The following is a 17490-nucleotide window of genomic DNA, read 5'->3' on the forward strand; positions in this document are numbered from 1 at the left end:
GAATGCGGGACGGGACGTGCCTTGGCGGGCCCTCGGCCCGGAGGAGGCGGGGGCGTCGCAGCGGGGGTGGCCGCCGGGCTGGCGGTGTCAGGTCAGGCCGGGGAGGCGGAGGCGGCGACCGAGACGCCGGCCTCGTCGAACGCCTTCTTGACGCGTTCGCGCAGCTCGCGGGCGATGTCGCCCTGGCGGCCCGGGGCGGTCTTGAGCACCACACGGATGATCATGGAGTCGCCCGCCAGGGCCTGGACGCCCCACACCGAGGGCTCCTCCAGGACGATCTCCTTCCAGTCCGGGTCGGCGGCCAGGGCGTCGGCGGTCCGCTTGAGGATCTCGCTGACCTTGTCGGGGTCCTCGTTGATGTCGACGGGGATGTCGAGCACGGCGCGGCCCCAGTTCTGGGACTCGTTGCCCACCTTCTTGATCTCGCCGTTGGGGACGTACCACACCACGCCGTTGACGTCCCGCATCCGGGTGACCCGCAGGGTGACGGCCTCGACGGTGCCCTTCGCGCTGCCCACGTCGATCACGTCGCCGACGCCGTACTGGTCCTCCAGCAGCATGAACAGGCCGGCCAGCACGTCCTTGACGATGTTCTGCGCGCCGAAGCCCACCGCCGCGCCGATCACGGTGGCGCTGGCCAGCACCGGCGTGAGGTTGAGGCCGATCTGGCCGAGGATGCTGAACAGCGCGGTGCCCATGATCACGACCGAGGCGATGCTGCGCAGCACCGACCCCACCGTCTTGGCCCGCTGGGCCCGCCGCTGGTTCAGCAGCGCCGGCGACCCGTCGTACACCGTGCGGGCGCGCTCGCGCGCCTTCTCCGACACGGTGCTCTCGGCCATCCGCAGGGTGACCCGCGTGATCATCCGGTGCGCGATGGCGCGCAGCACCAGGGCCACCGCCAGCGTGAGGATGATCGTGAGGAGCAGGTTGAGGGGCCGGTCCAGCCAGGTCTTGTAGAAGCGGGTGAAGTCCTCGTTGTGCGAGACGCTCCACACCAGCCGGCAGCCGACGCTGGGGTCCTTGCTCTGGCAGGCCTGCTCGGGCGTGCCGGTCTGCGCCCAGGGCAGGAGCGCGTGGAGGCTGAGCGGCATCGGTGTCGAACCCTCCCGGCCGGGTCGTCGGGGCGGCGTCCTCGGATCTGCGGCTTCGTCGGCGTGGACGGCGGCGTCGCGCGTGGGCGTCCGTTGCGTCCGTGCAGATCGTAAGCGACGTCGCAAATGCTTCCTACCGGAGCGACCATCCCCTCACCCGAGGGGCAGCCCGGTGCCGGGCCTCGTGGACGCCGCCCGCGCTGGAAGGACGCCGAGCGGAGGGGGAGTCGTCCGAGGCCCCGTGGGGTCCGCGGCCGCCGCGCCGTTTCCAGCCGCGGCCCCACGGGGCCCTGGCCCCGGCTAGGCGCGGTCTTACGGCCGCCCTGGGCGGCCGTCGGACCGTTCCCTCGCCGGGTCCGGACCGCGACCGTAGAGGCCCTGCCCCTCCAGGTCGCGGGTCTGGTCGCGGTGCGGTTGCAGGACGCGCGCCAGCTTGACGGCGGCGCCGCCGGGATCGTCCACCCGGTGCATGCGCTCCCCCCAGGACCACCAGTAGTAGTGCTCCGGGGACTCGGGGGCGGGGGCGCAGGTGACGTCCTCGGCGAGGCTGGCCGCCTCCGGGTTCACCACCCGCAGGAACGCCGGCCCGGAGCGGGTCCGCACCACCCGGGCCACCAGGCCGCGCGTGTCGAGCTCGTGTCCCAACTCCTGGAGGTAGCCGACGCGTTCGTCGCTGACCACCCGCGCACCCCTTCCGTCGATCGCGCCGCGAGCGTCCTCGTGTGATCGAAAAGATCGAACTCGGTGGATCTGTTCCGTCGCCCGCCGTGAGAATTGCAACTCACACGGTGGCGGGTCAAGAGGCGGCTGTCTCGTGAAGTTCCGGATTGCGCTACCTCCAGGCCAGGGTCATCGCCCATCGGAGGAAGAATCTCTACCCCGGGATCTGAGCCTGCTCCCGCTCTGCCCGCGTTTCCAAGGAATGGCTTGGCCTGTCCGAGCCCGAGAGTTACGCTGCGTGCGCAAGTCATTATCCGCCCGTGGCCATTTCAACGCCGGTCGCCATGGCTTGCGACGGTCGTGCCGGATCGTCTTCGGCTCAGCGGTGAGGAGGCCGGAAAGCGATGTCGGACCCCCCACGCAAGGAAACCGACATAGCGCGCAAAATTCGCGCCCGGGGACTGGCGCGCGGCCGTTTGCCCGCACAGATCGCGCAGGAAATTCATGATCAATGCGGTCCGCTGTTCGGGACCAGCAGGATCAAGGCGCACCGGCTGTCCCACGGGGTTTCGCTGTCCGACATCGTCGCTCAGGTCAAGGCCCTCTACGAGGTGGACGGCAAGCCGCCGCCCAAGCTCGGGGAGACGCTGCTGTCGGCGTACGAGAGCGGCTACAAGCGGCCGGGGCCCGAGTACCTGCATTACCTGTGCGCCGTCTACCGGGTGGAGCCGGAAGACCTCGGCTATCAGAACCCCTGCATCTGCGGACAAGGTCACGCCAGCCGCGCGGCCGTCGCGCCCGCCGCTGACAGTCCCCTGCCCGCACCGATCGGAGACGGGGACGCCGACGCCCTCGTGGGCGCGGTCGTGCCCCGCGTCCCGCGAATGAGCGACCGACCTTGGATCTCGGTCCACGAACTGCGGGGGCCGGACCGCGCCGACGGGCCCGCGCCCATCGATGTGGGAGAGGAGGACATCGTGCTTCGTAGAACGCTGCTGCAGCTGCTGGCCGGGGCGGGCGTGACGCTGGACGGCCAGTTCCTCGGGGCGGTGGACGGCCTGCGGCGCAAGATGGACGACACCCTGGTCAACGCGACGGTGTCGCCGACGATGCTCGACCAGTGGGAGGAGACCACGCTCGGCTACGCCCGCCAGTACCAGGCCACGCCCTCCCTGCGGATGCTGTGCGAGGTGCTGCTGGACTTCAGCGAGGTGCGCCGCATGTGCGACCGGCGCCAGCCGCTCGAGCTGCAGGAGCGGCTGTGCCGGATCGCCGCCCAGCTGTCCGGGCTGTCCGGCCTCATCATGATCAACCTGGGCGACCACCGGATGGCGCGGTCGTTCTTCCGCACCGCCCGGGCCGCGGCCGACGAGACCGGCGACCGCGCGCTGCAGGCCTGGGTGACGGTGCGCGAGTCGCTGGTGCCGATGTACTACGGCGACCCGCGGGAGGCCCTGCACCTGGCGCGCAAAGCGCAGGACCTGGCGGGCCGCGGCCCCAGCGTGGCGGGCGCGATGGCCCCCGCGGTGGAGGCGCGCGCGCTCGGCATGCTGGCCCTGCGCGGCCGCACCGACGCCGCCCCTAGCGCGCGCCGCGCCCTGGTGCGCGGCCGGGCCGTGTTCGACCAGCTGTCCAAAGAGAACACCAGCGACCTGGTCTTCGGCTTCACCGAGCGGCAGATGGCCTTCTACGAGGGCGACACCTACACCAACCTCGGCGACCACCAGCACGGCGACGAGGTGCTCAGCCGGGCGCTCACCCTGTACTCGCCCAACGACCGCGTGGACATGACCCTGGTGCGGCTCGACCGGGCGGCCTGCAAGCTGCACGCCGGTCATCCGGACGCGGCGCTGCAGGAGGGGCAGGCCGCCATCCTCGACCTGCCGAGCGAGCACCGCTCCGACATCCTGGTCCACCGGGCGCGGCAGCTCGGCGCCGCCGTGCGCGCCAAACACGGGGAGATCCCGCAGCTGAAGGACTTCTACGAGGCCCTGTCGGCGCCCCATGTCAAGAGCCCGACCGCCGCGGACGCCCGGACGGCGGTGCCCCCGGCCGAGCAGGCGTGAGCGTGCCATGACGGCGACGTACGACAGTGCTCCGGGCCTGAACGGCGGCGACGCCGTCCTCGGCGGCGGGCCCCGCACCGGCGCCGCGGGCGCGAACCGCGACGCCGCCGACCCGAGCCGCGAGACGGCCGACGGCGGCGCCGCGCACCGGACGCAGGACCGGGGCGCGGCGGGGCGCGCGCAGGCGCACGAGGCGGCGGGGGCCGGCTCGTCGCGGGGCCTGCTGCGGCTTCGCGACGAGCCGCCGGAATGGAGCCTCGGCGAGCTGCGGCTGCGGCGCTACCGCCGCGCCGACCACGCCGCGGTGCTCGCCCTGCACCGCGAGGGGCTGGCCCAGGTGGGGCTGCGGCCCGGCGACGGCGTGTACTACGACCACGACTTCTCCCGCATGGAGGAGATCTACCTGCGCGACGGCGGCGAGTTCCTCGTCGGGGAGCTGAACGGGGAGATCGTCGCCATGGGCGGGCTGCGCCCCGCCGGCCTGGTGCCGTGCGGTGACGCGCGGGCGTCCGCCGACTGCGCGCCGGCCGCCCCCGCGCCGGGCGTGGCCGAGATGGTGCGGCTCCGCGTGCGCCCGGACGTCCAGCGATGCGGCTTCGGCACCGCCGTGATGCGGGCGCTGGAGGAGCGGGCCGTCGAGTGCGGCTATCGGCTGCTGTGCGCGGACACCACCGAGCTGCAGGAGCCGGCGCTGCGCATGTACCGGCGCTCGGGCTGGACGGAGACCCGGCGCGAGGTGATCGGCGGCATCGTCAACGTCTACCTGGAGAAGCGCCTGCGCTGAGGCGCCGCGGCCCGCCGGGGGAGGACCCCCTGACCGTGGCGGCCCCGCGCCGGCGGCGCGGTCCGGTGCGGGGCCGCCACGGCTCAGGGATCCTTCTTCCCCGGCGGGAGCCTTTCGAGCATCCGGTCACGGACCGTCCAGGCGTCCCCCGACCATCTGCATCACCGGATACCGAGACCGGCGGACGTCGGTGAAGCCCCGTTCCTCCAGCGCCCGCGCGACCTCCCCGTCGCCGAACATCCGCACCCCCAGCAGCGCGCTGAGCAGCCCGACGCCGAACCGGGCCGGCGGCAGGCCGGGGAGCCGCGAGGTGAGGACGACCAGCCGTCCGCCCGGCTTGAGCACGCGCGCCATGCCGTCCAGCGCCGCCCAGGGGTTGTCGAACAGGTACAGGCCGCCGAAGCAGCAGACCGCGTCGAAGGAGGCGTCCCGGAACGGCAGGTCGACGGCGTTGCCGCGCACGTACCCGACGTCGGCGCGTCCGGGGGAGGGGCGGGTGTGCGCGACCGCCTGCTCCAGCATGGTGCGGGACGCGTCCAGCCCCACCACCAGGCCGTCCTCGGCCACGCCCGCGGCCAGCGCGCGGGTCACGTTGCCGGGCCCGCACGCCACGTCCAGCACCGTCGCCGCCGGCCGGGACCGGTCGCCGGGCTGCCCGAGCCCCAGCCAGTCGCGGGCCATGGCGTGCTCGGCCGCGGTGTCCGGGCCGAACGGCCAGCCCTTGGCGAGGTTGAAACCGACCGGCCGCCACACCCGCTCGTAGATCCGCGGCAGGAGCGTCGACTGCATGGCGCGCTGCGCGACCGTCGGCGCGGGCTCGGCGTCCGGGCCGAGGAGGTCCAGATAGCCCGCGTCCGCGGAGGGCTCGGCGGACGCGGTGAGCAGCTCCGCGATCCGCGCGCGGGGCTCCGATCGCCGACCTTCGTCCGGGCCGTGTGCCATGGACGGACTCACCCCACTATTGGATCACTCGTCAACGATCGTGTCCGACGCTCTTCGCCGGTGTGATCCACTCCACTCCGGGTTCAGGCGCCGTCGGACGCCTCCTCGAGCGCCAGGCCGGTGTGGGCGGCCAGGAACGACAGGGTGTCGGTCATCAGCTCCACGGAACGGCTGACCGAGCGGGCCGCGTGCCCGACCTGCGTCTCGTTGCGCAGCACGATCGGCGCGTCGGCGAACTCGCGGGACGTGGCGTGCTGCAACGCCGCGCACATCTTGCGGGCGTGCAGCGGGTCCACACGCGTGTCGTTGTCGAACACCGTGAACAGGACCGCCGGGTACGCCACGCCCTCGCGCACGTGGTGGTACGGCGAGTACGACAGCAGCCACTCCAGCTCCTCGGGAACGGAGGCCGAGCCGTACTCGTCGTTCCAGGTCTCGCCGAGCCCGAACCGCTCGTACCGCACCATGTCCAGCAGCGGCGCCGAGCACGCCACGGCCCGGTACAGGTCGGGCCGCTGGGTGAGCGCCGCGCCGACCAGCAGCCCGCCGTTGGAGCCGCCGGAGATGGCCAGCCGGTCGGGGGAGGTCACGCCGTCGGCGATGAGGCGTTCGGCGGCGGCGTGGAAGTCGTCGAAGACGTTCTGCTTCTTGTCCCGCATGCCCGCGCGGTGCCACTCCTCGCCCTCCTCCGAGCCGCCGCGCAGGTTGGCGATCGCGTACACGCCGCCCGCCTCCACCCAGGCCAGGATGCTCGCCGAGTAGCCGGGCGTGAGGGAGATGTTGAAGCCGCCGTAGCCGTAGAGGATCGTCGGCCGCGGACCGCCGGCGCCGCCGGGGCGGGCCAGCACCAGCATCCGCACCGGCGTGCCGTCGTACGACTCGTAGGTCACCTGCCGGGCCTCGATCTCGGGGACGTCCACCGCGCCGGGCGCCGTCGCCCACGTCGTGGTCTCGCCGGTGCGGGCGTCGTAGCGCAGCACCGTCGACGGCGTGACGTTGTCGGTGTAGCCGAACCAGGCCTCGTGCCCGCCCTCCGGCCGCTCCGTGATCCCGCCGATCGACCCGAGCCCGGGCGCGGGCACCCGGCCGATCCGCTCGCCGGTGGCCAGGTCGTGCACCGTGATCTCGCTGATCGCGTGGCGGATCCAGCCCGCCAGCAGGACCGGGCGGTCGCCGAGCTCGGGGCCGTCGAGGATCGCGTAGTCGGTGAGCACGGCCTCGTCGTCCTGCGGGATCAGGTCGCGCCAGGTGCCGTAGGCGGGGTCGGCCGGGTCGGTGACGCACAACCGGGACCGGGGCGCGTCCCGGTCGGTGAAGACGTAGGCGCGTCCGTCGCGGCCGACCTGCAGCCACGTCGAGGCGTCCACGCCCACCTGCACGGGCTTCAGATCCGGCCGCTCGGCGGGCGAGGCGGCCAGGTCGGCGATCCACAGGTCGTTGCGCGGGGCGGTGCCCTGGGACGCGGAGACGGTCAGCCACCGCCCGTCGCGGCTGACCGACACGCCGTAGTAGTTCGTCTTGTCCAGGCCCTCCCCGAAGATCAGCACGTCGTCGGCGTCCGGGTCGGCGCCGACGCGGTGCAGGTACACGCGGCGGTGGTACTGGTCCTCCCCGGCGGGGACGGCGTCGGCGGGCAGGCGCCGCACGTAGTAGTACGCCTCGCCGCCGGGCAGCCAGGTCAGGGACAGGCCGCGGGTGCGGTCGATCGGGCCCTCGACGCGTTCGCCGGTCGCGACGTCGAGGACGTACAGCCGGGACTCCTCGTCGCCGCCGTGCGACACCGTGTACGCCAGCCGCCGCCCCTCCTTGTCGGGGACCCAGGAGTCCAGCGTGGTCGTGCCGTCGGGGTCGATCGCCATGGGGTCGACGAGGGCGCGCTCGGTGCCGTCCGGGTCGACCGTGTACAGGACGGGGTGCTCCTGCCCGCCCTCACGGCGGATGAAGAACCGGCGTTCGCCGCGCCACACCGGCGCGCCGATGCCGCCGGCGCCGAGCAGCTCGCCGAGCCTGCGGCGCAGCCGGTCGCGGCCGGGCAGCCCGTCCACGGCCTTGCGGAACAGCTCCTCCTGGGCCGCCATCCACCGTTCGGTCTCCTCGGTCCGCTCTTCCAGCCAGCGGTACGGGTCGGCGACCCGGTGCCCGTGGAGGACGTCGACGATGTCCTGGCGCTGCGCGAAGGGGTACGGCGGTCGGCTCATGGTCGCACTGTATGCGCCCGCGGGCGGCGACGGCGCGCCGGTGCCGCGGACGCTCCCTCCCGGGTCGGCGCGACGCCCGGCCGAGTCTCGGCGACAAGATCCCGTCAGCGCGTGTGGCGAGGTGAACGCGCAGGTGATCTTCGGTAGAAGTGACTGTTGACCAGCTGGTCTTCCACACAGGGGGGTGGAACATGTACAGGGTCATCGGGGGGAGCCGCGCGCCCACGCGCGCGGCGCTGGGCGCCGCCGGGGCCGTCGTGACCGGCGTCTGCCTGGCGGCGGGGCCGCCGGCGCACGCCGCGGCCCGGACCGCGCCGCCGCGTCCGGCCGTCACCGCCGGGGGAGTCGGCGCCAAGGGGAAGGTCGAGGTCGTCTACGCCCGGCCGAAGCTCGCCCCGTCGGGGACCAAGGTCACCTGGCAGTGGCGGCTGCGCAACCGCACCGGCCGGAAGGCCTACGCGGTCGTGCTGACGCACCGCGTCAAGCCGCCGCTGCCGATCCGGTCGCCGCAGAAGGCGTGCCGGGTGGTGGAAGAGGGGCTGGTGCGCTGCACCTACGCGTCGCTTCGGGCGGGCCAGACGCGGAAAGGGACGCTGGTGGCGACGCTGCCGGACAGCCTGGAGGGCGGCGTGAGCCTCCGCGGCCACGTCGACTGGCGGCGCAGCAAGCCGCGGAAGAAGGCGAAGCGCCCCACCGGACGGCCCGTCTCGCAGGGAGGCACCCCGACGACGAGCCCGTCGCAGACCCCGACGCAGGGGTCCGGCCCGTCGCAAGAGCCGTCCCAGGGCCCCGTGCCGGCCCAGGAGCCGTCACAGAACCTGCCCAGCGACTCGTCGCAGCCGCAGACGCTGCCCGCGTCGGCTCCGCGGACGGGCCAGGCGAGGCCGCGCGCCAAAAAGTCGTCCCCGCACGGCAAGAAGACACCGCGGAGCAAGACGCCCAAGGGCAAGACGCCGCGCACCAAGAAGCCGCGGGGCAAGAAGCCGCGGGGCAAGGCGTCCGCGAAGGGCGCGGCGGTCTCGCGCGGCGCGGCAGTGCCGCGGCAGCACTCCAGGCCGCGGGCTCAGGGCTCGACCGAGCCGCGCCTGGCCCTGAGCAGCCTGCATTACAAGACCATGCCGTACGACGTCGTGTCCCGCGCCCAGGACACCTGAGACCGGGGCGGACCGGGACGTCCAAGGAGCGGAGCGGCACGTTCCGGCCCGCCCCTGCGGGCGCGCGTCCCCGTTCACGGGCGCGCGTCCACGGCGGCTCCCGGGACCATCGCGATGATCCCGGGAGCCGCCGCGCGTTCAATCTCGTCGCTTTGGGGGGTATTAATGGGGTAGCGGACGACCTTCTCAGGCGCCACACTGATTTTCGGGGTCGGCCGTGCGGTCGACCAGCGCTGGTACGGCCAGCTAACCCCTGGGGAGGTCCTCATGGTGGGTGCGCAGGTGCCGGAGACAATACTCGGGCCTCGGTGCGAGGCGCGCGCAGACGCGTGCACCGAGGCGAACGAGACCCACGATCCTGAGAGGGCCGTCTGATGAGACAGGTCCTTCTCCTGAACGCGACGTACGAACCACTCACCACCCTTCCCCTTCGACGGGCGGTCTGCCTCGTGCTCCGGGAGAAGGCGGAAGTCGTCCACAACGACTCTTCGGGCGCGGTCCTGCACTCGGCGAGCATGTCGATCGAGGTGCCGTCGGTGATCAGACTCCGCCGGTACGTGCGGATCCCGATGCGCACCCGCGTCCCCCTGACCCGCGCCGCGCTGATGCGCCGCGACAACTACCGCTGCGCCTACTGCGGCCGCCGCGCCGAGACCATCGACCACGTCCTGCCGCGCAGCCGGGGCGGCAAGCACGTGTGGGAGAACTGCGTGGCCTCCTGCATGTCGTGCAACCACCGCAAGGCCGACCGGCTGCTGGAGGAGCTCGGGTGGACGCTCAACGTCACGCCCGGCGTGCCGCGCGGCGTCCACTGGAGGCTCATCGGCCTGATCCACGACGGCGATCCGCAGTGGGCGCCCTACGTCCGCGAATTGGCCGCCTGACCCGCCGACCGGGGACGGCGCGGGGCGGCGGTCCCGGGCTCGGCGCGTCCTGACCGGCCGACCGGAGCGCCGTATCCTGGGAGCGTGCCACGCTACGACTATCGCTGCCGCGCCTGCGGATCGACGTTCGAGGTGTCCCGGCCGATGAGCGAGGCGTCCGCGCCCGCCACCTGCCCGTCCGGCCACGACGACACGGTCAAGCTGCTGTCCACGGTCGCCGTCACCGGGACGAGCCGTGCGAGCGCCCCCGCTCCGCGCCCCGCGGCCGGCGGCGGAGGCGGCTGCTGCGGCGGAGGCTGCTGCTCCTCCTGACCCCGGCTCGCCCCCGTCCGAGCCTCGGCGGCGCGATCAGATCCGATCGTGACGCGGCGCGCCTGGGCAGAAGCGATTCCGCCGGGGGCGACGTGGCCGCGCTCGGCGGTGGCGACGCAGGCGACGGGCGGGCTCCCGCCGGGCGGCATGATCTTGCGGGGTTCCTGGGCGGCCAGTGTTCAGGTGGCTGCCGCGTCTGACCTCTGCTCAAGGCCGCCCGGCTTCGGCGGCCTCAGCTGTGCTCGGCCGTGACGTGGTTCGTCCCGGACGATGCCGCCGGCCGCTCGGCGGCAGCGGCGCCCACGAGACCGCGTGTCACCGTGCGGCATGATCGTTTGCCACGCCCGGGACGGCCGGTGACCGGAAGGGCCGCTGCCTCCGGAGCGGCGGCCGAGGGCGGGCGCCGATCGGCCGTGAAGTGAGTTGCAGGCGCCGCCGCGCCTCGTGGGCGGTGCCACGAGACACGGCGGCGCGTCGTCAGTTGCCGCCGAGCTGGGTGATGTCCCGGGCGGCTCCGGTGGAGGCCGAGGTGGTCATCGCGGCGTAGGCCTGCAGGGCCGCGCTGACCGGGCGCCGCCGGTCGCGGGGGCGGAAGCCGCCGAGCTCGGCCAGGAGCTTCTCGCGGCGGGCGGCGAGCACGTCGGCCGGGACGTCCAGTTCCAGCGTGCGGCGCGGGATGTCGATGACGATGCGGTCGCCGTCCTCGACCAGCGCGATGTCGCCGCCCGCGGCGGCCTCGGGGGAGGCGTGGCCGATGGACAGGCCGCTGGTGCCGCCGGAGAACCGGCCGTCGGTGATGAGCGCGCACGCCTTGCCCAGGTCGCGGCCCTTGAGGAAGCTCGTCGGGTAGAGCATCTCCTGCATGCCCGGGCCGCCCTTGGGGCCCTCGTAGCGGATGACGACGACGTCACCGGGCTTGACCTTGCCGCCGAGGATGCCGTCGACGGCGTCCTCCTGGCTCTCGAACACCACCGCCGGGCCGGAGAACGTCCACAGCTCCTCCTCGACCCCGGCGGTCTTCACGATCGCGCCGTCGGGCGCGAGGTTGCCGTACAGGACGGCCAGGCCGCCGTCGGTCGTGTACGGGTGGTCGACGTCGCGGATGCAGCCCTCGGCGCGGTCCAGGTCGAGGGACTCCCAGCGGGCGCTCTGGCCGGACGCCCGGGTGGTGCGCTCTCCGCCGGGCGCGGCGTGGAACATCTCCACGGCCTCGGGCAGCACGTCGGGGGAGCGGACGTCCCACCGGGCCAGGAACTCGGTCAGCGACGACGAGTGGATGCTGTGGACGGTGCGGTTGAGCAGCCCGGCGCGGTCCAGCTCGCCCAGCAGGGCGGGGATGCCGCCCGCGCGGTGGCAGTCCTCAACGTGGTACTCGGCGGTGGCGGGGGCCAGCTTGCACAGGCACGGCACCCGGCGCGACAGCTCGTCGATCTCCTTGAGCCCGAAGTCGACCTGGGCCTCGCGGGCGGCGGCCAGCAGGTGCAGGATCGTGTTGGTCGAGCCGCCCATGGCGATGTCGAGGGCCATGGCGTTCTCGAACGCGTCGCGCGTGGCGATGCTGCGGGGCAGGACGGAGTCGTCGTCCTGCTCGTAGTAGCGGCGGGCGAGCTCCACCACCGTGCGCCCCGCCTCCTGGTAGAGGCGCCGGCGCTCGGTGTGGGTGGCCAGGACGGTGCCGTTGCCCGGCAGCGCCAGCCCGATCGCTTCGGTGAGGCAGTTCATGGAGTTGGCGGTGAACATGCCCGAGCACGAGCCGCAGGTCGGGCAGGCGCTCTCCTCCAGGCGCGCCAGCGCGTCGTCGGACACCGAGTGGTCGGCGGAGGCGATCATCGGGTCGATCAGGTCGAGCTTGTGGCCGCCCAGGACGCCCTCGACCGGCTTGCCCGCCTCCATCGGCCCGCCGGAGACGAACACGGTGGGGATGTTCAGCCGCAGCGCGGCCAGCAGCATCCCCGGGGTGATCTTGTCGCAGTTGGAGACGCAGACCAGCGCGTCGGCGCAGTGCGCGTTGACCATGTACTCGACCGCGTCGGCGATCAGCTCCCGGGACGGCAGCGAGTAGAGCATGCCGCCGTGCCCCATGGCGATGCCGTCGTCCACCGCGATCGTGTTGAACTCGCGCGGCACGCCTCCCGCCTCGCGGACGGCGGCGGCGACGATGTCGCCGACCTCGCGCAGATGGACGTGGCCGGGCACGAACTGGGTGAAGCTGTTGGCCACGGCGACGATCGGCTTGCCGAAGTCCTCCCCGGCCACGCCGGTGGCGCGCAAGAGCGCGCGGGCTCCCGCCATGTTGCGTCCGTGGGTGACCGTTCGTGACCTGAGCGGGGGCATGATGCTCCTCGGCGTGCTGACGTGGTGTGGCGGTGATCTTACGTCGCAGCGGCGGATCGCGCCCTGCCTCGGCCCCTACCCTCGTCCCGTCGGGGAGGCGGCCCGCCGGCCCGGCAGAGGTCCCCTGGGGGGTCGGCTGTGCCTTCGATGCTATCAACGCCGCTGGTTCGCGGGTTTGCGAAGGGCTCGGCGAAAGGGGCGCGCGGGGAGACCGCGAAGGGGAAGGCGAAGGGGAGCCGCGAAGGGGAAGGCGAAGGGGAGCCGCGAAGGGACGAACTGAGCGATGAGGGCACCCCGGGGGCGGGGTGCCCTCCGACACCGGTGTCCGGTGGCCGAGGGCTCGTCGTCGAGCCGCGGGCCGGACGGCGTCCGGCCCCGGAGGCGGTCGGTCAGACCGTCTCGCGCTGCTCGTCCTCCTCCGTGGGGTACTGCGGGGGGAGCGCCTCCTGGGCGGCCTGGTAGATGCGCTGGATGTCGGCCTCGGTGAGGATCTTGGGCCGGCGGCGCAGGTAGCCGCGCGCCTGGTTGCCCGCGTAGACGTCGACGTCCCGCACCCGCATGACCTTCCACGGGATGGACGGCCCGTAGATGGCCACCGAGGGCTGGACGGGCACCTCGAAGCCGACCCGCTCGGAGAGCATCCGGCTGGCCTGCTCGGCCTCCCACCGCGCCTCGTCCAGGCGGTCCTTCTTGTTGAAGGGGCCGTGGAAGAGCTTGCGGTGCGACAGGGTCCGCACGGGCAGCCGCTTGTCCCACTTCTCCGAGTCGATGGCGTAGACGCCGCTCGGGCCGATGACCAGGTGGTCGATGCGGCCGTCGCTGACGCCCTCGGTGTCGCGCGGCACCGCCCGGGCGTGCAGCACCAGGTAGCCCTTCTTCTCGAGGGCGCGCAGCTGCCGCTCGGTGCGCCGCTCGGCGGCCGACGACTTCTGCCAGGCCGCCACGCTGGACGAGGTGCGGGCCCGGCGGACGACGTCGGCGATGACCGCCACGATCGCGGCGGTGAGCCCGACGCGCAGGTCGAACACCACCGCGAAGACGACCCCGATCACGACCGCCGCGGCGGCGCGGATCGCCCAGCGCCGGACGGTGGGGTCGTTCAGCAGCTCGCCGTAGGTCTCGGGCCTGGGCGGCAGCCTGCCCGGCCTGCGGCCCGGGTCGGGAGAGGACCGGCCGCCCTGGGTGTTGTCGCCCCGCTCCATGATCGCCATAGGTGACGCTCCGTATTCCCTTCGCGTCGGAAACATGATCCTCCGTGCGCAGAGTAATCATCGCCGCCGTTCCGCGCCTAGTCATGTCGGGTTAATACTTTTGTCGCCACTTCTGCGTGATTCGTCGAAGCGTCGCGCGGGTAGGACTGCATTCACCCCTCTCTTTGCGGCGTGCCCTCGTTGTCATCTTTGATCCGGGGGTCCGGGGGGTCTACCGTTCGACGGTGTGACGCATCCTCATGACCTGAGCGCGCTGGAGCAGGCCGCGGCGATCCGGGCCCGCGAGCTGTCCCCGCTGGAGCTGGCCGACCACTACCTGGACCGCATCGAGCGGCTGAACGACCAGGTGGGCGCGTACGTGACGGTGGACGACGAGCACGTGCGCGAGCAGGCGCGGGCCGCCGAGAAGCAGGTGCTCGACGCCGCCGACCCGGCCGACCTGCCACCGCTCCACGGGGTGCCGATCCCGATCAAGGACCTGAACATGGTGGAGGGGGTCCGCTTCACCCTGGGGTCGCGGGCCTTCGCCGACATGAAGGGGTTCGCCGACGACAATGTCGTGACCCTTCTGAGGCAAGCGGGATGTGTCCTGTTGGGCAAGACCACGACCCCGGAATTCGGTCTGCCCTGCTACACGGAAAGCGACGTCGCGCCCCCCGCCCGCACGCCGTGGGACCTGGAGCGGTCCGCGGGCGGCTCCAGCGGCGGCGCCGCCGCGGCGGTCGCCGCGGGCCTGGCGCCGGCCGCGCAGGGCAGCGACGGCGGCGGTTCGATCCGCATCCCCAGCAGCGTGTGCGGCCTGGTCGGCATCAAGCCGACCCGGGGCCGCGTCTCCCAGGGCCCGATCGTCCCCGACCTGTTCGGGCTGTCGACCAACGGGCCGATCGCCCGCACCGTCCGGGACGCCGCCGCGCTGCTGGACGCCATGGCCGGGCACATGCCCGGCGACCTGTACCTGGCGCCGCCGCTGCCGGAGGGCGAGACCTTCCTCGGCTGCGCCGACCGCCCGCCGGGCCGGCTGCGCATCGCCCGCAGCGCCGAGCCGGCCGTCCCCGGCGCCGAGGTGCACCCCGACTGCCTGGCCGCCTACGAGGAGGCGTCGGCGCTGCTGGCGGAGCTCGGCCACGAGGTCGTCGACATGCCGCGGGTCTTCAGCCCCGACCTGGTGCCGATCTTCGAGACGCTGTGGGGCGTCATGGCCACGCTCACGCCGGTCGAGCCCGACAAGGAGCACCTGCTCCTGCCGCTGACCCGCTGGCTGCGCGAACGCGGCAACGCCACCGGCGCGCCCCAGCTGTTCCACGCGCACGCGATGCTGCAGGCGGCGCTGCGGCAGGCGTTCCCGGTGATGGACGAGTTCGACGCGATCCTGCACCCGACCCTGGCCCAGCCGCCGCGCCCCGTGGGCTACTTCCACGACCAGGAGCCCGAGGAGAACTTCGCGAGGCAGAAGGCGTTCACCCCGTTCTGCGCCATGTACAACGTGTCGGGGCAGCCCGCCGTCAACGTTCCGCTGCACTGGAACGCCGACGGCCTGCCCATCGGCGTGATGCTCGCCGGACGTCTGGGCGGCGAGGGGACTTTGATCTCGCTGGCGGCGCAGCTGGAGGAGGCCCGCCCCTGGGCCGACCGCAAGCCGCCGATCTGGAACGCCTGACTGCGTCCCGGCCCAGCGGGCATGTGCCTTCCGTGGTGGATGAGCACGTGGCCCACGAGGAGCTGCGCAGGCTCGCCCGGGCCCATCACGTCGCCGCCGGCTACAAGGACTGGCTGGGACGGGAAACCCCCGTTCCAGCCGAGACCCTTGTGGCGGTGCTGGCCGCACTGGGGGTGGACGCCTCCACCCCTTCGGCGGTGCGCGCCGAACTGGCGCGGCTGCCAGAACGGCGGCGTCGACGGATGCTGCCTTGCGTGGTGACCTGCCGTGGCGTTCCGGGCGCCGACCGGATCCAGGTGCCGCCGCAGACCGAACTGTCCGTGGAACTGGCCGACGGCACGACACTGACGCCGATCCCGGCGCCCCCTACGCCCGAAGGCGACATCACCTACACGCTGCCCGCGGATACGCCCCTGGGGTGGCATCGCGTCCGCGCACGCCGAGGCTCACAAGAACAGGAAGCCGCGCTGCTCTTCGCCCCGGAGCGCCTGCGGGCACCGGACCCGGCATGGGGCTTCACCGCTCAGCTGTATTCCGTGCGCTCCCGAGCCAGCTGGGGGATAGGCGACCTGCACGACCTGGCGCGACTGGCGGCCTGGAGCGGCAAAGAGCTGGGAGCGGGGTTCGTCCTGGTCAACCCCCTGCACGCCACCGAGCCGACGCCTCCTATCGCCCCGTCGCCCTATTCGCCGATGAGCCGCCGTTACGCCAGCCCTCTCTACCTGCGGGTCGAGGACGTGCCCGAATGCGCGGCGTTGTCCGCGGACGAGCGCGAACGCGTCGCCGCCCTGGCCGCCCCGCTGCGCCGGGACAACGGCCTCATCGACCGGGACGCGGTGTGGACGGCCAAACGCCAGGCTTTGGAAACGCTTTACCTCGTCCCCCGAACGCCCCGGCGGCAACACGAGTACGACCGGTTCCGCCACCGCGAAGGCGAGGCATTGACCGTGTTCGCCACCTGGTGCGCGTTGGCGGAGGAGTACGGCAACGACTGGCGCCGCTGGCCGCCCCATCTCCAGGACGCCGCCAGCCCCGCTGTGGCGCGCGCAGCCGAACGGTTGGCGTCACGCGTCGACTTCCACGCCTGGCTGCAATGGCAGCTCGACCAGCAGCTCGCCGCAGCCCAGCGGACCGCACGAGCCGCGGGCATGCCCATCGGCATCATGCACGACGTCGCCGTGGGCGTGCCTCACGCGAGCGCCGACGCGTGGGCCTACCGCCCCCTCTTCGTCGAGGAGATGAGCGTGGGGGCGCCCCCGGACGAGTTCAACCAGCGCGGCCAGGACTGGGGACAGCCCCCGTGGCATCCCGAGCGCCTCGCCCACGCCGAGTACGCCCCGTACAGGGAGATGCTGGCGACGGCCCTCAGACACGGGGGAGGACTGCGCATCGACCACGCCATGCAAGTGTCGCGGCTGTGGTGGATCCCCGAAGGCGCCTCACCCGCCGACGGCACGTACGTGGGCTACGACCACGAGGCGCTGCTGTCCTGCCTCATCTGGGAGGCGGCCCGCACCGACGCCGTCGTCGTCGGCGAGGACCTCGGCACGGTCGAGCCCCGACTGCGCGCGGACCTCGCGATGCGCGGCGTCCTGGGCACGTCCCTGCTGTGGTTCGAACGCGACCGCCACGGCAGGCCCCAGACCCCCGAGAACTGGCGCGAGCTCTCCCTGGCCACCGTCGGCACCCACGACATGCCGCCGATCATCGGATTCCTGCACGGCGACCACGTCGCCCTGCGCGACCGGCTCGGGCTGCTCGCCCGGCCCGCCGCCGACGAGGCGGCCGACCACTGGCGGCAGCTGGCCGACTGGCTGGCCCTCCTGCGCGCCGAGGGGCTGCTGGCCGCCTCTCCGGACGCCGTGCTGCGCCGCCTGGCCGACGGCGCGCACGACCACGACGAAGCGGTGGCGTCCGCCCTGCACGCCCTGCTGGCGCGCACCCCGGCCCGGCTCGTCGGCGTGTCGCTGGCCGACGCGGTGGGCGAGCGCCGCACCCAGAACCAGCCCGGCACCACCGACGGGTACCCCAACTGGCGCCTGCCCCTGGCCGACGCCGACGGCCGTCCCGTCGTGCTGGACGACCTGCCCGCCGACCCCCGCCCGGTCGCGGCCGTGGAGCCCGTCCGGGCGGCGATGCGGACGCGGGCGCGGCCACCGCGGCGATCGAGGTGACCGCGCCCGCGCCGAGGCGG

13 protein-coding genes are annotated in these 17490 nt (G+C 73.3%); 7 read left to right on the forward strand and 6 right to left on the reverse strand.

Going from position 1 to position 17490, the window contains the following annotated elements; all coding sequences use genetic code 11:
• Positions 1-92: 92 nt before the first annotated feature.
• Together AR3_RS06505 and AR3_RS06510 are read right to left on the reverse strand one after the other, a co-directional pair.
• Positions 93-1094 (reverse strand): mechanosensitive ion channel family protein, encoded by a 1002-nt coding sequence (locus AR3_RS06505; protein WP_067909953.1) that lies wholly within the window; start codon positions 1092-1094, stop codon positions 93-95.
• A 312-nt stretch (positions 1095-1406) separates the two neighbouring features.
• Positions 1407-1775, reverse strand: coding sequence for a hypothetical protein (locus tag AR3_RS06510; protein ID WP_067909956.1), 369 nt, complete (start codon positions 1773-1775; stop codon positions 1407-1409).
• Positions 1776-2158: 383 nt separating this feature from the next.
• On the opposite strand from AR3_RS06510, the gene AR3_RS06515 reads away from it, so the two are divergent.
• Both AR3_RS06515 and AR3_RS06520 read left to right on the forward strand, forming a co-directional pair.
• A complete protein-coding gene (locus AR3_RS06515; protein WP_067909958.1) occupies positions 2159-3820 on the forward strand; it encodes an NsdA family TPR-like regulatory protein in 1662 nt (553 codons plus the stop codon).
• A gap of 7 nt (positions 3821-3827) precedes the next feature.
• Positions 3828-4604, forward strand: a complete 777-nt coding sequence (locus AR3_RS06520; RefSeq protein ID WP_083951005.1) for a GNAT family N-acetyltransferase — start codon at positions 3828-3830, stop codon at positions 4602-4604.
• Positions 4605-4730: 126 nt separating this feature from the next.
• On the opposite strand, the gene AR3_RS06525 is transcribed toward AR3_RS06520, so the two are convergent.
• Both AR3_RS06525 and AR3_RS06530 read right to left on the reverse strand, forming a co-directional pair.
• Positions 4731-5546, reverse strand: a complete 816-nt coding sequence (locus AR3_RS06525) for a class I SAM-dependent methyltransferase (protein ID WP_067909961.1) — start codon at positions 5544-5546, stop codon at positions 4731-4733.
• Positions 5547-5629: 83 nt separating this feature from the next.
• Positions 5630-7744 (reverse strand): prolyl oligopeptidase family serine peptidase, encoded by a 2115-nt coding sequence (locus tag AR3_RS06530; RefSeq protein WP_067909964.1) that lies wholly within the window; start codon positions 7742-7744, stop codon positions 5630-5632.
• Between the two features lie 191 nt (positions 7745-7935).
• Between AR3_RS06530 and AR3_RS06535 the strand changes: the two genes are divergently transcribed.
• The 3 genes from AR3_RS06535 to AR3_RS29380 all read left to right on the forward strand — a co-directional run bounded on the left by AR3_RS06535 (position 7936) and on the right by AR3_RS29380 (position 10094).
• Complete coding sequence (locus AR3_RS06535; RefSeq protein WP_067909967.1) at positions 7936-8898, forward strand: hypothetical protein; 963 nt, start codon at positions 7936-7938, stop codon at positions 8896-8898.
• Between the two features lie 374 nt (positions 8899-9272).
• Complete coding sequence (locus AR3_RS06540; protein ID WP_067909970.1) at positions 9273-9782, forward strand: HNH endonuclease; 510 nt, start codon at positions 9273-9275, stop codon at positions 9780-9782.
• 84 nt (positions 9783-9866) lie between these two features.
• Positions 9867-10094 carry an FmdB family zinc ribbon protein gene (locus AR3_RS29380; RefSeq protein ID WP_083951006.1) on the forward strand — a complete coding sequence of 76 codons (228 nt, stop codon included), beginning with the start codon at positions 9867-9869 and terminating at the stop codon, positions 10092-10094.
• Between the two features lie 477 nt (positions 10095-10571).
• Here the strand turns inward: AR3_RS29380 and ilvD are convergent, their stop codons facing one another.
• Both ilvD and AR3_RS06555 read right to left on the reverse strand, forming a co-directional pair.
• Complete coding sequence (gene ilvD, locus AR3_RS06550; RefSeq protein ID WP_067909976.1) at positions 10572-12428, reverse strand: dihydroxy-acid dehydratase; 1857 nt, start codon at positions 12426-12428, stop codon at positions 10572-10574.
• Between the two features lie 389 nt (positions 12429-12817).
• Positions 12818-13639 (reverse strand): nuclease-related domain-containing protein, encoded by an 822-nt coding sequence (locus AR3_RS06555; protein ID WP_067909978.1) that lies wholly within the window; start codon positions 13637-13639, stop codon positions 12818-12820.
• 226 nt (positions 13640-13865) lie between these two features.
• Between AR3_RS06555 and AR3_RS06560 the strand changes: the two genes are divergently transcribed.
• Together AR3_RS06560 and malQ are read left to right on the forward strand one after the other, a co-directional pair.
• Positions 13866-15296, forward strand: coding sequence for an amidase (locus tag AR3_RS06560; RefSeq protein ID WP_174545426.1), 1431 nt, complete (start codon positions 13866-13868; stop codon positions 15294-15296).
• Between the two features lie 47 nt (positions 15297-15343).
• Positions 15344-17470 carry a 4-alpha-glucanotransferase gene (malQ, locus tag AR3_RS06565; RefSeq protein WP_067909992.1) on the forward strand — a complete coding sequence of 709 codons (2127 nt, stop codon included), beginning with the start codon at positions 15344-15346 and terminating at the stop codon, positions 17468-17470.
• Positions 17471-17490 lie beyond the last annotated feature (20 nt).

This window comes from Actinomadura rubrobrunea NBRC 15275, from assembly GCF_001552235.1.
Lineage (GTDB): Bacteria > Actinomycetota > Actinomycetes > Streptosporangiales > Streptosporangiaceae > Spirillospora > Spirillospora viridilutea.

What these genes read in the sequence shown, in the direction of transcription:
- AR3_RS06540 (WP_067909970.1), top strand. Translation starts at nt 9,273, where the DNA reads ATGAGACAGGTCCTTCTCCTGAACGCGACGTACGAACCACTCACCACC.
- AR3_RS06515 (WP_067909958.1), top strand. Translation starts at nt 2,159, where the DNA reads ATGTCGGACCCCCCACGCAAGGAAACCGACATAGCGCGCAAAATTCGC.
- AR3_RS06520 (WP_083951005.1), top strand. Translation starts at nt 3,828, where the DNA reads ATGACGGCGACGTACGACAGTGCTCCGGGCCTGAACGGCGGCGACGCC.
- AR3_RS06525 (WP_067909961.1), bottom strand. Translation starts at nt 5,546, where the DNA reads ATGGCACACGGCCCGGACGAAGGTCGGCGATCGGAGCCCCGCGCGCGG.
- AR3_RS06505 (WP_067909953.1), bottom strand. Translation starts at nt 1,094, where the DNA reads ATGCCGCTCAGCCTCCACGCGCTCCTGCCCTGGGCGCAGACCGGCACG.
- AR3_RS06530 (WP_067909964.1), bottom strand. Translation starts at nt 7,744, where the DNA reads ATGAGCCGACCGCCGTACCCCTTCGCGCAGCGCCAGGACATCGTCGAC.
- ilvD (WP_067909976.1), bottom strand. Translation starts at nt 12,428, where the DNA reads ATGCCCCCGCTCAGGTCACGAACGGTCACCCACGGACGCAACATGGCG.
- AR3_RS06535 (WP_067909967.1), top strand. Translation starts at nt 7,936, where the DNA reads ATGTACAGGGTCATCGGGGGGAGCCGCGCGCCCACGCGCGCGGCGCTG.
- AR3_RS06555 (WP_067909978.1), bottom strand. Translation starts at nt 13,639, where the DNA reads ATGGCGATCATGGAGCGGGGCGACAACACCCAGGGCGGCCGGTCCTCT.